Below are 13,232 nucleotides of genomic sequence, written 5' to 3' on the forward strand. Positions count from 1 at the left end.
GCTATCCGGCTGCGGTCTGATTGGCCCGCATCATAAAGGCGGTTGCGCTTCGCCACCACTGTTCAGCCCACGTTCAGCAAAGGTCAATATTTCTTGTTTAGCAATGAGTATCATTATGTTACAACTTAGCTCCCTAACTAGTTGCGCCCGGGTGCCCGATGCTCGTTCCTTTTTTAATCATGCTGCGCGAAGGCATTGAAGCGGCATTGATCGTTGGCATTATCGCCAGTTACCTGCAACAGACCGGGCGTGGCCAGTGGATGCCTGCGGTGTGGATCGGCGTGTTCCTTGCAGCGGCGCTGGCGCTGCTGGTGGGCGGCGGCCTGGAATTGGTCAGTGCGGAATTCCCGCAAAAGCAGCAGGAATTGTTTGAAGGTGTCGTCGGTCTGGTCGCCGTGGGCATCCTCAGTTCCATGGTGTTCTGGATGCGCAAAGTAGCGCGCTCGATTAAACACTCGCTGCATGAATCCCTCGACCATGCGTTGGCCGGTTCCAGGCATCAGGTATTTGCCCTGATCGCCATGGTGTTTTTTGCCGTGGCCCGCGAAGGGCTGGAGACGGTGTTTTTTCTGTTAGCCGTGTTTCAGCAAAGCGAAGGCCCGGGCGCTCCGGTGGGCGCCCTGCTCGGCCTGGTCCTGGCCATTGTCGTGGGCTTGCTGATTTATTCCGGCAGCATGCGCCTGAACCTCAGCGCGTTTTTCCGCTGGACTGGCCTGTTCATCCTGGTGGTCGCGGCCGGCATTCTCGCCAACTCGGTGCAAGCCTTGCACGAAGCCGGCGTGTGGAACCACTGGCAGACCGTGCTGTTCGATTTCAGCGCTGCATTACCCATGGACAGCCCGCTCGGCTCGGTACTGGCCGGCATGTTCGGCTACCAGGAGGCGCCGACCGCCAGCACCCTGGGCGCCTATCTGATTTACCTGGTGGTGGCCCTGGTGATGTTCTTCCTGCCCTCGGCCCCCGCCAAGCCTGTCGCCACGACTTCTTCCGTTTCCAGCCAGTAAGGACCGTCTCTTGTCCAACCCAACCCCTCAATCGGCTCCGCCATCCCGCGCCTTGCGCTGGGGTGTGGCCGGCTCGGTGGTGGTGATGATCGCCGCCGTTGGCCTGTTCTACTACGCCTCGCAATTGGCCGCGACCAAACGCCAGACCAACCACAATGAAATCGCGGTCACGATTCACAGTCACGCCTGCGAGCCCAACGCCCTCACCGTGCCGGCCGGGCGCGCAAGCTTTCGTATCATCAACCGCTCCGACCGTGCGGTGGAGTGGGAAATCCTCGACGGCGTGTTGGTGGTCGAGGAACGGGAAAACATTGCCCCAGGCCTGAGCCAGGTGATCAATGCCAACCTGTTGCCCGGCGACTACGCCATTACCTGTGGCTTGTTGAGCAACCCGCGTGGCACCTTGCATGTCACGCCCACGGCAGAGTCCGACGCCCAGGCTAAGGCCAAGCCGTCGATGGTGGCGTTTATCGGCCCGTTGTCGGAGTTCCGTGTGTACTTGAGCGGCCAGAGCGGTGCGCTGATCAAGGCGGTGACGGCGCTGCAACAGGCTATCGACGCCGGTGATCTGGCCCAGGCGCAGGCCATGTATGTGCCGGCCCGTGAGGCGTATCAGCGCCTGGCGCCTGCCTCTCAACGCCTGGCCGAATTGGATAACGCGATCAACGCCCGCGCCGACTACTTTGAAAAGCGCGAGCAGGACCCCGCCTTCAGCGGCTTCCACCGCCTCGAATACAGCCTGTTCCAGCAGCACAGCCTCGATGGCCTGGCGCCGGTCGCGCAACGACTGGTGGCCGACGTCACCACGCTCAAGCAACAGTTACTGGCCCAGTCCCTGCCACCGGAGCAACTGGTGAGCATTGTGGTGCGCAACCTCAACAGCCTGGCAGACGTTCGCGCGGCGAGCGGTGAAGAGGAACGCTACAGCCACATCGACTTGAACGGCTTTGCCGCCAATCTGCAGGTCGCGCGCAAGGTGGTCGACCTGATGCGCCCGTTGCTGGGCAAGTCCGCCGCCGACCTGCTGCCCGCTATCGACAGCGCGCTCAGCGCCTTCGACACCGAACTCGACAGGCTCAAGGTGAATGACCGCTACCCCAGCTACGACAAGGTTACAGCTGATCAGCGCAAGCAGATCGCCGACAAGGCCAAGGCACTGGCCGTTGCACTCGATGGAATCGACCCCGCCCTTGGCCTTTCCGGCCTGCAGTGAAGACGACCGCATACATGAGTGATAAAGAACAGTTTGACCTCCAACGTCGCCGCGTCCTGTTGGGCATGGCGGCCACCGGCGCTGCGATTGCCGGCAGCAGCCTGTCCTGCCCGGCGATGGCAGCAGTGGCCGAGCAAGTCACCACGGCCCCGCGCAGCGACAAGACCCAGGACCACCAGGCGTTTTTCGGCAAGCACCAAAGCGGCATCGTCACCCCGCGCCCGGCCTGCGGCATGGTCGTGGCGTTCGATGTACTGGCCAGCGACCGCGATGACCTGGAACGCCTGTTTCGCACCCTGAATGAGCGCATCGCGTTCCTGATGACGGGCGGCACCGTGCCCCAGGTCGACCCGAAATTGCCGCCCACCGATTCCGGTATCCTCGGCCCGGTGGTCACGCCGGATAACCTGACTATCACCGTGTCGGTCGGCGAATCGTTGTTCGATGAGCGCTTTGGCCTAGCGGCGGCCAAGCCCAAGCGCCTGAGTCGCATGGTCGGTTTTCCCAACGATGCGCTGGAACCGGCGCAGTGCCATGGTGACCTGAGCCTGCAGTTCAGCTCCAACACGCCGGACACCAATATCCACGCCCTGCGCGACATCGTCAAAAACCTGCCCGACCTGCTGCTGGTGCGCTGGAAGCAAGAAGGCAGCGTGCCGCCCCAGGCACCGTCCAAGCCCGGCGAACCGGCGCAGAGTGCGCGCAACTTCCTGGGCTTTCGCGATGGCTCGGCCAACCCCAACTCCAACGATGACAAGGCCATGGACCAGATCGTCTGGGTACAGCCCACCAGCGACGAACCGGCCTGGACCGCCCATGGCAGCTACCAGGCCGTGCGCATCATCCGTAACTTTGTCGAGCGCTGGGATCGCACCCCGTTGCAAGAACAGGAAAGCATCATCGGCCGTGTCAAACCCACGGGCGCGCCCATGGACGGCCAGCATGAAACCCAGGTCCCGGACTACAGCAAGGACCCTGAAGGCAAGTTGACCAAGCTCGATGCCCACATCCGCCTGGCCAACCCGCGCACCCCGCAGACCCAGGCCAACCTGATCCTGCGGCGGCCGTTCAACTACTCCAACGGCGTCAACAAAAACGGTCAACTGGACATGGGCTTGTTGTTCATCTGCTACCAGGCTGACCTGGAGAAAGGCTTTATCAGCGTGCAAACCCGGCTCAACGGTGAACCATTGGAGGAGTATCTCAAGCCGGTGGGCGGCGGGTATTTCTTCACCTTGCCAGGGGTCACCGGGCCCAAGGACTTCATCGGGCGCACGCTGCTCGCGGCAACGCACCCTCACGAACCTGCCAAGACCTAAAACACACCAGAGCGGAATGTCTCCCATGAAGAAGTCGTCTATCGCGTTGTTGTTACTCAGCCTTTCGCCACTGGCAAGCTTCGCCGCTACTGCGCCGTTGGACCTGGTGGGCCCGGTGTCGGATTACAAGATCTACGTCACCGAAGAAATCGGCGAACTGGTCACCCAGACCCAGGCGTTCACCGACGCCATCAATAAAGGCGACCTGGCCACCGCCAAGAAGCTCTATGCGCCAACCCGCGTGCACTATGAGTCCATTGAGCCGATCGCCGAGCTGTTCAGCGACCTCGACGCGTCCATCGATTCGCGTGTCGACGACCATGAAAAAGGCGTGACGGCCGAAGATTTCACGGGCTTCCACCGGATCGAATACGCGCTGTTCTCGCAGAACTCGACCCAGGGCCTGCAAGCGCTGACCGCCAAGCTCAACGCGGACGTGAATGACCTCAAGACCCGCGTCGACGGCCTGACCTTCCCGCCGGAGAAAGTCGTCGGTGGTGCCGCTGCCTTGCTCGAAGAAGTCGCGGCCACCAAGATCTCCGGTGAAGAAGACCGCTACAGCCACACCGACCTGTACGACTTCCAGGGCAACATCGACGGCGCGAAGAAAATCGTCGACCTGTTCCGTGGCCAGATCGGGCAGCAGGACCAGGCCTTCCTGGCCAAGGTCGACAAGAACTTTGCCAGCGTCGACAAGATCCTGGCCAAGTACAAAACCAAGGACGGCGGCTTTGAGACCTATGACAAGGTCAAGGACAACGACCGCAAGGCCCTGGTCGGCCCGGTCAACACCTTGGCTGAAGACCTCTCGACCCTGCGCGGCAAGCTGGGCTTGAACTAACTGCCGCACACAGAAAAACACCCAGTCCCTGTCGAGGGGCCTGGGTGTTTTTTTGCCAGCCCGTTGCTCGGCTAGAGGATGCGGTACAGCAAGCGCTCGATCCGCACCCGGCTGACACGCCGCAGGAATTTGCCGACGGCGGGCGGGTAATCCACCAGCGTCTGCAATTGCTGGTAACCCTGGATACGCGTGGTGTGCTGGAAAATATTCGCAAGCTCAGCGCCTCGCGGCTCCAGCCATTGGCCTTGAGGGTCGTCGATCAGCAAGCCGTTTTCCAGGTCGAGGCGAAACGCTCGCGGGTTGAGGTTGTTGCCGGTGAGCAAGGTGTAGCGCTCGTCCACCCACATGCCCTTGAGGTGATAGGTGTTATCGCCGTCGCGCCATAGGTGCAGGTTCAACTGGCCGTTGTTGATCATCGGCTGGTGCCGCTTGGCAAAGCGCCGCAGGCTGATCTCGTACAGGTACGGCAACGCCGCAATCACCTTGAAGGGTTCAGTGGGCGGGATATAGAAGTCGTTGGCGGTCTTGTCACCCACCACGATGTCGATCTTCACACCGCGTGCCAGGGCGCGGTTGATCTCGCGGGTCACCGGCAATGGCAGGTTGAAATACGGCGTGCAGATAGTCAGTTGCTGCTGGGCGCTGGCGATCAGTTCGAGGATCACACGGCTCAACGGGTTGTTCTTGCCGACGCCCAGCAAGGGGCTGACCGACAGATGGCCATTGGGCAACTGCCCGGCTGTGGTGTCGTAGGTCGCATGCTTGAGACGGCTGCGCAGGTCGCCGATATCGTTGCGCAGGCTGCGGGTGGTGGGCGGGTTTGGCAGGTCCAGGCGATGCACTGCCTTGGATGCCACCAGGCCGTGTTCCACCAGGTGCTGCATCGAATCGGCCAAGGGCTGGCTATGGATCAGGTGATAACGGTCGAAGCGGTATTTGTCGAACTTGTGCAGGTACACATTGTTCAGGCTGGCGCCGCTGTACAGCACGCTATCATCGATCACGAAACCCTTGAGGTGTAACACGCCGAACAGCTCGCGGGTTTGCACCGGCACGCCGTACACCGGTACTTCGCTGGCGTGACGCTGGGTCATCGCCTGGTACCAGGCGCTGTTGCCCGGTTGCTTGCCCGCGCCGATCAACCCGCGCTGGGCGCGCAGCCAATCAACCATCACCACGATATCCAGTTCGGGCCGTGCGGCTTTGGCGGCGTGCAAAGCGTCGTAGATTTCCTGCCCCGCCTCGTCCTGCTGCAAGTACAAGGCAACGATGTAGATACGCCGGGTCGCCTGGGCGATTTTCTCCAACAGGCAGCGACGATAGGCGTCGGCGCTGGGCAGCACCTCAAGGGCCTCGGTGGACAGCGCAAAACCGCGCAGCTTGGGCAACAGGGAGCGTTTGAAGAACGACGGCATAGGGCTCGCAATGGGTCGAATCCGAAGAGGCCCAAAGCTTACACCATGAGGCTGCTCAGGTCTCGCAACGGGCAATCGAAAAAAGACTGTTGACCATGAAGAACGATCGTTCTACTGCGCTCGACATGAACGATATAACCCAGAATGAAACCCGCGACATTATCCTCGACGTCACCGAGAAGTTGATCTATCGCCACGGCATCGCTGCCACCGGCATGGACTTACTGGTGAAAACCGCCGGCGTGTCGAGAAAAAGTATCTACCGCTACTTCGCCAACAAGGATGAGTTGGTGGTGGCCGCCCTGCAACGCCGCGACGAGCGCTGGATGCAATGGCTGCGCAGCGAAGTAGAACGCAGCACCGACAGCGGCGAGCGCCTGCTGGGGCTGTTCAGCGCGCTCAAAGGCTGGTTCGGCTCGGTAGACTTTCGCGGCTGCGCCTTTATCAACACCAGTGGTGAAACCGGCGATGCCCAAGACCCGGTGCGCCTGTTGGCCAAGGCCCATAAACGCAAACTGTTCGAGTACGCACTTGAACTGTGCCAAGCACATGGCACCCCCGACCCGGAGCAGCAGGCCGCGCAACTGCTGATCCTGATCGATGGCGCCATTACCGTTGCCCTGGTCATGGGTGATTCAACAGCTGCCGATAATGCGCAATGCATGGCGCGGACCTTACTGCAACTTTGAACTCACAGCCCAGGCAACTTTCGACCCAACCTTTATTGCATTGAGGAGTCGCCCATGTCAGCCCAAGAAGAAGTCCGCCCGCCCCTGCCGCCGTTTAGCCGCACGTCTGCCATCGAAAAAGTCCGCCTGGCCGAAGACGGCTGGAACTCCCGCGACCCGCAGCGTGTATCCCTGGCCTACACCCTGGACACGAACTGGCGTAACCGCGCCGAATTTGCCCATAACCGCGAAGAAGCCAAGCAGTTCCTGAGCCGTAAATGGGCCAAGGAACTGGATTATCGACTGATCAAGGAATTGTGGGCCTTTACTGATAACCGCATCGCCGTGCGCTACGCCTATGAATGGCACGATGATTCGGGTAACTGGTTTCGCTCGTACGGCAATGAGAACTGGGAGTTCGATGAGAACGGCTTGATGGCCAACCGCTTTGCCTGCATCAACGATATGCCGATCAAGGAAAGCGAACGCAAGTTTCATTGGCCGCTGGGGCGGCGCCCGGATGAGCATCCGGGCCTGACTGAGCTGGGGCTATAACCCCGACTCTGCAGACAGAATGAGATCCAATGTGGGAGCTGGCTTGCCTGCGAAGACGGTGTATCAGTCGCTGCATCTGTTACTGAACCACCGCCTTCGCAGGCAAGCCAGCTCCCACATTTGGATCGCGGGGCATCAATTAGATCTGCGTCTGCTGTCAGCCCCCTCCCACACGTTTAGTCCTGATTCAGCCCAACCCGGTACAACACGCCGTCATCCTCATCGGTCAGCACATACAGAAAGCCATCCGGCCCCTGCCGTACATCGCGGATCCGCGCTTTCAATTCGCCCAACAAGCGTTCCTCGTGGACCACCTTGTCGCCCTCGAACTGCAACCGAATCAGCTCCTGACTCACCAGCGCACCGACAAACACGTTGTGCTGCCATGCCTTGAATCGGTCGCCGTCATAGAACGCCATGCCACTGACGCCCGGCGACTTCTCCCACACATGATGGGGCGCCACTGTGCCCTCTGCCGTTTTGCCCTTGGCTTCGGGAATCGGCAGCAGGGAATAGTTGATGCCATGGGTCGCCAACGGCCAGCCGTAGTTCTTGCCGCGCTCGATGATATTGACTTCATCACCGCCACGGGGCCCGTGTTCATTTTCCCAGATCGTGCCGCTCCAGGGGTTCAGGGCCAGCCCTTGCGGGTTACGCTGCCCATAGGACCAGATCTCGGGACGCACGCCGGGTTGACCGACAAAAGGGTTGTCGTCCGGCACGCGCCCATCCGGGTAGATGCGCACTACTTTGCCTTGCAACTTGTCCAGGTCTTGGGCCGTGGGGCGGTCGTTGTTCTCGCCCAGGGTCACGAACAGGTAGCCGTCCCGGTCAAAGGCCAGGCGTGAACCGAAGTGGTTGCCAGTCGACAGCTTGGGCTCCTGGCGCAGGATCACCTTGAAGTCCTCCAGGCCACTCAAGTCAGCTGCCAAGCGCCCACGGCCTACAGCTGTGCCGGCCTTGCCGCCCTCGCCACCGCCTTCGGCGTACGACAGGTACACCAGGCGGTCCTGCTTGAAGTCTGGCGACAGCACCACATCCAGCAACCCGCCCTGCCCTTTGGCCCATACCTGCGGCACGCCCTTCAAGGGCGCGGACAGCTTGCCGTCCGGGCTGACAAACCGCAGGTTTCCAGGCCGTTCGGTCACCAGGAAACCTTGCTGGTCGGGCAAAAACGCCAGCGCCCACGGATGGTCCAGGCCCTTGGCGACTGGCGTGGCGGTGATGCGGCCTTGCTCACTGGGGAACTGTTGGCTATCGGCGGCATACACCGCGCTCAACGGCAGCAATGCGGTGGCGCACAGGGCGACTAGCAGGGTTTTACGTGCAAACATAAGGCGAAATCCTCAGCGGCGATTGCCGTTGGCATCATAGGTGGGCGCTTTGGGTGCGGTGGCCGGTCGGCTGGGGGCCGCCTCCTGCTTGGGGTAGCGGTTGCCGATGCCGCCGTTTTCCAGCGTCGGCCGCGGGTTGGCCGGGACTGGCTGGATACTGCGAACCGCCGGTGCATTGGGCTGGGTGCCCTGCATGCTATTGGGGTTGGCCCGGTGAATAGGGCCGTGGTCGCTGCGCCCTGGCAAATTTTGCGCCTGGGCCAATGGCGCAAGGGCCAGGCCCAGCGCCAGTGCTGCAAGATGACGTACACAACGGTTCATGGCCAACCTCTCTATGCCAAGCACTACGTGCTTTCGATAACACGCTACGCCGTGGGTTCGCGTTGTGACACTAAATAGTTTCTCATCAGGTGTAACACGATCTGTCCGAGCATCTGTCCGCCGAAACTTTTGCCCTGCCCTGCGAGTCACCAGCACACAGGCTCTTCGTTGAGGAATCACACCTATGCCACGGGCAATCTGGAAAGGCGCCATCAGTTTCGGCTTGGTTCACATCCCGGTATCGCTGGTCTCGGCGACCTCTTCACAGGGCGTCGACTTTGACTGGCTGGACAAGCGCAGCATGGATCCGGTGGGCTATAAGCGCATCAACAAAACCACCGGCAAGGAAGTCACCAAGGAAAATATCGTCAAGGGCGTGGCCTTTGAAAAAGGACGCTACGTGGTGCTCAGCGAAGACGAAATTCGCTCCGCCCACCCCAAATCCACCCAGACCATCGAAATCATCGCCTTCGTCGCCAGCGACCAGATCCCCCTGCAAAACATCGACACACCCTACTTCCTCGCTCCGGATAAACGCGGCGGCAAGGTCTATGCACTGCTGCGCGAAGCGCTGAAAAAAACCGGCAAAGTCGCCCTGGCCAACGTCGTGCTGCACACCAAGCAACACCTGGCCGCGTTGATGCCGCTGGAGTCGGCCCTGGTGCTGGTCATGCTGCGCTGGCCCGCTGAAGTGCGCAGCCTGGATGAGTTGGAACTGGGCAGCGATGTGACAAAGCCGACCCTGGCCAAAGGTGAATTGGACATGGCCAAGCGCCTGGTGCAAGACATGAGCGCCGATTGGCAGCCCGATGAATACCGTGACAGCTTCCAGGACAAGATCAGGGCGCTGGTGGCGAAGAAGGCCAAGGCCGGCAAGATCGAAGATGTGGAAACGGTCGAAGGCGGCGAAGAGCGCAAATCCGCGGATGTCATCGACCTGACCGAACTGCTCAAACGCAGCCTGGCGGGTAAACCTGCGGCGAAAAAAAGCGCCGCGAAAAAGTCCAATAACAAGGCCTCTTGAGCCTGCCATTGAAGGGAGAACGACATGGCAAAGCCCCTGAGTGAGTACAACCGCAAGCGCGATTTCAAGATCACCGCCGAACCCGCCGGCAGCTCACCCGCCAGCAAGCGGAACGTCTCGGCCCTGAGCTTTGTGATTCAAAAGCACGATGCGCGCAACCTGCATTACGACTTTCGCCTGGAACTCGATGGCGTGCTACTGAGTTGGGCGGTGCCCAAGGGCCCAAGCCTGGACCCGAGCCAGAAACGTCTGGCGGTGCATGTTGAAGACCACCCACTGAGCTATGGCAGTTTCGAGGGCAGCATTCCCGCCGGCCAATACGGTGCGGGGGATGTGATCGTGTGGGACCGAGGCATCTGGCAGCCCCACGATGACCCGCGCAAAGCCTACGCGGCGGGCAAGCTCAAATTCACTCTGGTGGGTGAGAAACTCTCCGGTGACTGGGCGCTGGTACGAACCCGGCTCAAGGGCAGCGGCGACAAGGAGCAATGGCTGTTGATCAAGGAAAACGATCAGCAGGCGCGCCCGGCGGCTGAATTCGATATCGTCCAGGCCGAGCCCGCCAGCGTGCTCAGCGATGCGGTGGTGGGTAAGCCAAAGGCCAAGGCCAAGGCCAAACCCAAGGCCGCGCCAAAAGCCAAAACGCCCAAGCGCACCGCTGCCTTACCGGATGAGTTTGCCCCCCAATTGGCAACCTTGGTGGACCGGGCGCCCGAAGGTGATTGGCGCTACGAGATCAAGTTCGACGGCTACCGCATCATGGCGCGCATTCGTGACGGTCAAGTGCGCCTGTTCACCCGCAACGGCCACGATTGGACCGAGCGCCTACCGCGTCAGTGCAAAGCCTTGCAAGCCCTCAAGCTCAAGGACAGTTGGCTGGATGGCGAAGTGGTCAGCCTCAATGGCGACGGACTGCCGGATTTCCAGGCGCTGCAAAATGCGTTCGATATCGGCCGCAGCCTGGACATTGTCTATTACCTGTTCGATGCACCGTTTTTGAACGGCCGCGACCAACGTGAGGACCCGGTCGAAGACCGCCGGGCCGCGCTTAAATCTGCGCTGTCCGGCAGTCGAAGCAAACTGCTGCGCTTCTCCGAAGCCTTTGCCGCCAGCCAACGCGATATTTTCGAGAGCGCCTGTGACCTGGCGCTGGAAGGTGTGATCGGCAAACGTGCCGGCAGCCCCTACGTGTCGCGGCGTAGTGACAACTGGATCAAGCTCAAATGCCGCCTGCGCCAGGAATTCGTGATTGTGGGCTACACCCGCCCGCAAGGTTCGCGCAGCGGCTTTGGTGCGCTGCTGCTGGCGGTCAACGATGAGGCGGGCCTGGTGTATGCCGGGCGCGTGGGCACGGGCTTTGACCAGGCGGCGCTGAAAAGTATCTATGCCAAGCTCACCCCGCTTGAGCGCAAGGACTCGCCACTGCAAAAGCCATTGACCAGTGCCCAGGCCCGTGGCGTGCACTGGGTTGAGCCGAGCCTGGTCGGTGAGGTGCAATTTGCCGAATGGACCCGTGAAGGCGTGGTGCGCCAGGCAGCGTTTGTGGGCCTGCGCACCGACAAGCCAGCGTCGCAGATCATTCATGAACAGCCGCGCGCGGCCAAGTCCGTCAAGGCACCCCACACATCGAAAGCCGGTAAAGCGCAGGCAACGGTGAAGAACGTGAAAATCACGCACCCCGAGCGCATTATCGATAAGCACAGCGGCACGCAAAAACAGCAACTGGCGCAGTTCTACACCGATATCAGCGGATGGATCCTGCCGTTTCTGCGCGCACGCGCGGTATCACTATTGCGGGCGCCAGAAGGGATTGAAGGGGAGCAGTTCTTCCAGAAACACTCAGAACACCTGGCCATTCCCCACATAAAGCAATTGGACCCGGCGCTGGATCCGGGCCATGCGCGCCTGATGGAAATAGACAGCGTGGATGCCCTGGTCGGTGCCGTGCAAATGGGTACGGTGGAGTTTCACACCTGGGGCGCCACCGCAGACAAGATCGACACGCCTGACCTGTTCGTCCTCGATCTGGACCCGGACCCGGCCTTGCCCTGGAAAGCCATGCTGGAAGCGGCCCAACTGACCTTGTCGGTGCTGGATGAGTTGGGCTTGCAAGCTTTCGTCAAAACCAGCGGCGGCAAGGGCCTGCATTTGATCGTGCCGTTGGCCCGGCGCGACGGCTGGGACACCGTGAAGGCGTTCGCCAAAGCTATTGCCCAATTCATGACTCGGCAACTGCCCGAACGCTTTACCGCCACCAGTGGCCCCAAGAACCGCGTGGGCAAGATCTTTATCGATTACCTGCGCAACGCCCGTGGCGCCAGCACCGTGGCGGCGTATTCAGTGCGGGCACGCCCAGGCCTGCCAGTGTCGGTGCCGGTGAGTCGAGAGGAGTTGAAAGGATTGCGTGGCGCCCAGCAGTGGACAGTGGCGAACCTGCACCAGCGGCTGCAGGCGTTGAAGGATGACCCCTGGGCGGGGTATGCCAATCGGCAGAAGATCAGCAAAAAGATGTGGGACAAGCTTGGCGCGCAACCACCCGGGTGATCCGCGCCTTGAGCCAGGTCAGATAAGAATGAAGATCAGCGCCAGACCGGCAAAGATCGCCCACTTTTCCAGGTAGTAGCGCGTGCGATTACGCTTCTTGAGCTCTTTGCCACGCAGGCGAATCTTATACAGACGGGTGAATGCACGGTTGAGGCCGCCGGTCTTGTCGCCCTCATCGTTGGGCGAACCCGCGGCCGCCATCACATTGCGGCTGAACCAACGGTTGAACGCTGCTGCCCAGCGGTACTTCATCGGCCGTTCGATATCACAGAACAGAATGATGCGGTTCTGTTGGGTGGTGTTTTCCGCGTAGTGAATGTAAGTCTCGTCAAACATCACCGGCTCACCGTCGCGCCAGTAATAGTTTTCACCATCCACGTTGATATAGCAGCCTGGGTCATTAGGCGTATCCAGCCCCAGGTGATAACGGTAGGAGCCTGCATACGGGTCTCGGTGACGCACCAGCTTGGAGCCCGGAGGCAGCTCGGCGAACATCGCCGCCTTGATCGAGCCGATGCTCTGCACCAGCTCGGTGGTGCGCGGGCACAACTTCATCGCCGACGGATGACTGTCGCCGTACCACTTGAGGTAGAAACGCTTCCAGCCGGTCTTGAAAAACGAGTTGAAACCTACGTCGTTGTATTGCTCCGAGCGCTTGATCTCCCCCGCTCGCATCAGATTCTGGCCTTCTTCGCGGATCTCTTCCCAGTGCTCCTGCAATGGGCTCAGGTCCGGGAAGTCGCTGGGCGAGAGAAAGGGACGGCTGGGCTGCTTGGAGAACAGGTACAGGAAACAGTTGATCGGCGCCAGGAACGTCGAGTGATCGCTAAGCTGGCGACCCAGCTTGTGTCGCACCCGACCGCGCAGGTGTACATACGCAATGGAAGCAACGTAGAGAGCAACAATGATGAGTTTCAAGGGATTCGTCACACGTCAGGGAGAGAACAGGCTGCTCCTGCGGGCCCACAACGGCCGAGGATGGATAAGCAGCACC

General features: G+C 60.8%; 12 protein-coding genes. 8 read left to right on the top strand and 4 right to left on the bottom strand.

The genetic code is table 11. From position 1 onward, the window contains the following. Nucleotides 1-158: 158 nt before the first annotated feature. The 4 genes from efeU to efeO (ODQ19_RS18625) are packed head-to-tail and all read left to right on the top strand — an operon-like array spanning nt 159 to nt 4,377. Entirely contained in the window at nt 159-1,004 is an 846-nt protein-coding gene (gene efeU / locus ODQ19_RS18610) for an iron uptake transporter permease EfeU (RefSeq protein ID WP_330210871.1), read from the top strand. Between the two features lie 10 nt (nt 1,005-1,014). Then, a complete protein-coding gene (gene efeO / locus ODQ19_RS18615; RefSeq protein WP_330210872.1) occupies nt 1,015-2,217 on the top strand; it encodes an iron uptake system protein EfeO in 1,203 nt (400 codons plus the stop codon). A gap of 14 nt (nt 2,218-2,231) precedes the next feature. After that, entirely contained in the window at nt 2,232-3,536 is a 1,305-nt protein-coding gene (gene efeB / locus ODQ19_RS18620) for an iron uptake transporter deferrochelatase/peroxidase subunit (protein WP_330210873.1), read from the top strand. A gap of 25 nt (nt 3,537-3,561) precedes the next feature. Beyond that, nucleotides 3,562-4,377: an iron uptake system protein EfeO gene (efeO, locus tag ODQ19_RS18625; RefSeq protein ID WP_014718370.1), complete on the top strand. Its 816-nt coding sequence runs from the start codon at nt 3,562-3,564 to the stop codon at nt 4,375-4,377. Nucleotides 4,378-4,448: 71 nt separating this feature from the next. On the opposite strand, the gene pssA is transcribed toward efeO (ODQ19_RS18625), so the two are convergent. Then, nucleotides 4,449-5,792: a CDP-diacylglycerol--serine O-phosphatidyltransferase gene (gene pssA, locus ODQ19_RS18630; RefSeq protein WP_330210874.1), complete on the bottom strand. Its 1,344-nt coding sequence runs from the start codon at nt 5,790-5,792 to the stop codon at nt 4,449-4,451. A gap of 125 nt (nt 5,793-5,917) precedes the next feature. Here pssA and ODQ19_RS18635 point away from each other — a divergent pair, with 125 nt between their 5' ends. Together ODQ19_RS18635 and ODQ19_RS18640 are read left to right on the top strand one after the other, a co-directional pair. Beyond that, entirely contained in the window at nt 5,918-6,481 is a 564-nt protein-coding gene (locus tag ODQ19_RS18635) for a TetR/AcrR family transcriptional regulator (RefSeq protein WP_330210930.1), read from the top strand. Between the two features lie 54 nt (nt 6,482-6,535). Continuing rightward, the gene (locus tag ODQ19_RS18640; RefSeq protein WP_116668717.1) at nt 6,536-7,015 is read left to right on the top strand and encodes a nuclear transport factor 2 family protein; all 480 of its coding nucleotides are present in this window, start codon (nt 6,536-6,538) and stop codon (nt 7,013-7,015) included. 176 nt (nt 7,016-7,191) lie between these two features. Here ODQ19_RS18640 and ODQ19_RS18645 read toward each other — a convergent pair whose 3' ends face one another. Together ODQ19_RS18645 and ODQ19_RS18650 are read right to left on the bottom strand one after the other, a co-directional pair. Then, on the bottom strand, nt 7,192-8,349 hold the full coding sequence (locus tag ODQ19_RS18645) for a PQQ-dependent sugar dehydrogenase (RefSeq protein ID WP_330210875.1): 1,158 nt from the start codon (nt 8,347-8,349) through the stop codon (nt 7,192-7,194). A gap of 12 nt (nt 8,350-8,361) precedes the next feature. Further along, entirely contained in the window at nt 8,362-8,670 is a 309-nt protein-coding gene (locus ODQ19_RS18650; protein WP_014718365.1) for a hypothetical protein, read from the bottom strand. A 184-nt stretch (nt 8,671-8,854) separates the two neighbouring features. Between ODQ19_RS18650 and ku the strand changes: the two genes are divergently transcribed. Continuing rightward, a complete protein-coding gene (ku, locus tag ODQ19_RS18655; RefSeq protein ID WP_330210876.1) occupies nt 8,855-9,694 on the top strand; it encodes a non-homologous end joining protein Ku in 840 nt (279 codons plus the stop codon). A 24-nt stretch (nt 9,695-9,718) separates the two neighbouring features. Beyond that, a complete protein-coding gene (ligD, locus tag ODQ19_RS18660) occupies nt 9,719-12,238 on the top strand; it encodes a DNA ligase D (protein WP_330210877.1) in 2,520 nt (839 codons plus the stop codon). Between the two features lie 18 nt (nt 12,239-12,256). Here ligD and lpxO read toward each other — a convergent pair whose 3' ends face one another. Further along, nucleotides 12,257-13,156, bottom strand: a complete 900-nt coding sequence (lpxO, locus tag ODQ19_RS18665) for a lipid A hydroxylase LpxO (RefSeq protein ID WP_044273650.1) — start codon at nt 13,154-13,156, stop codon at nt 12,257-12,259. Between the last annotated feature and the right edge of the window lie 76 nt (nt 13,157-13,232).

Source organism: Pseudomonas sp. AM4(2022), assembly GCF_036346515.1.
In the GTDB taxonomy this organism is placed as follows: domain Bacteria; phylum Pseudomonadota; class Gammaproteobacteria; order Pseudomonadales; family Pseudomonadaceae; genus Aquipseudomonas; species Aquipseudomonas paracarnis.

Excerpts from the sequence above, each read along its gene's own strand:
- efeO (WP_014718370.1), top strand. The coding sequence starts at position 3,562 with ATGAAGAAGTCGTCTATCGCGTTGTTGTTACTCAGCCTTTCGCCACTG.
- efeU (WP_330210871.1), top strand. The coding sequence starts at position 159 with ATGCTCGTTCCTTTTTTAATCATGCTGCGCGAAGGCATTGAAGCGGCA.
- ligD (WP_330210877.1), top strand. The coding sequence starts at position 9,719 with ATGGCAAAGCCCCTGAGTGAGTACAACCGCAAGCGCGATTTCAAGATC.
- ODQ19_RS18635 (WP_330210930.1), top strand. The coding sequence starts at position 5,918 with ATGAACGATATAACCCAGAATGAAACCCGCGACATTATCCTCGACGTC.
- ODQ19_RS18645 (WP_330210875.1), bottom strand. The coding sequence starts at position 8,349 with ATGTTTGCACGTAAAACCCTGCTAGTCGCCCTGTGCGCCACCGCATTG.
- ODQ19_RS18640 (WP_116668717.1), top strand. The coding sequence starts at position 6,536 with ATGTCAGCCCAAGAAGAAGTCCGCCCGCCCCTGCCGCCGTTTAGCCGC.
- ku (WP_330210876.1), top strand. The coding sequence starts at position 8,855 with ATGCCACGGGCAATCTGGAAAGGCGCCATCAGTTTCGGCTTGGTTCAC.
- ODQ19_RS18650 (WP_014718365.1), bottom strand. The coding sequence starts at position 8,670 with ATGAACCGTTGTGTACGTCATCTTGCAGCACTGGCGCTGGGCCTGGCC.
- efeB (WP_330210873.1), top strand. The coding sequence starts at position 2,232 with ATGAGTGATAAAGAACAGTTTGACCTCCAACGTCGCCGCGTCCTGTTG.
- pssA (WP_330210874.1), bottom strand. The coding sequence starts at position 5,792 with ATGCCGTCGTTCTTCAAACGCTCCCTGTTGCCCAAGCTGCGCGGTTTT.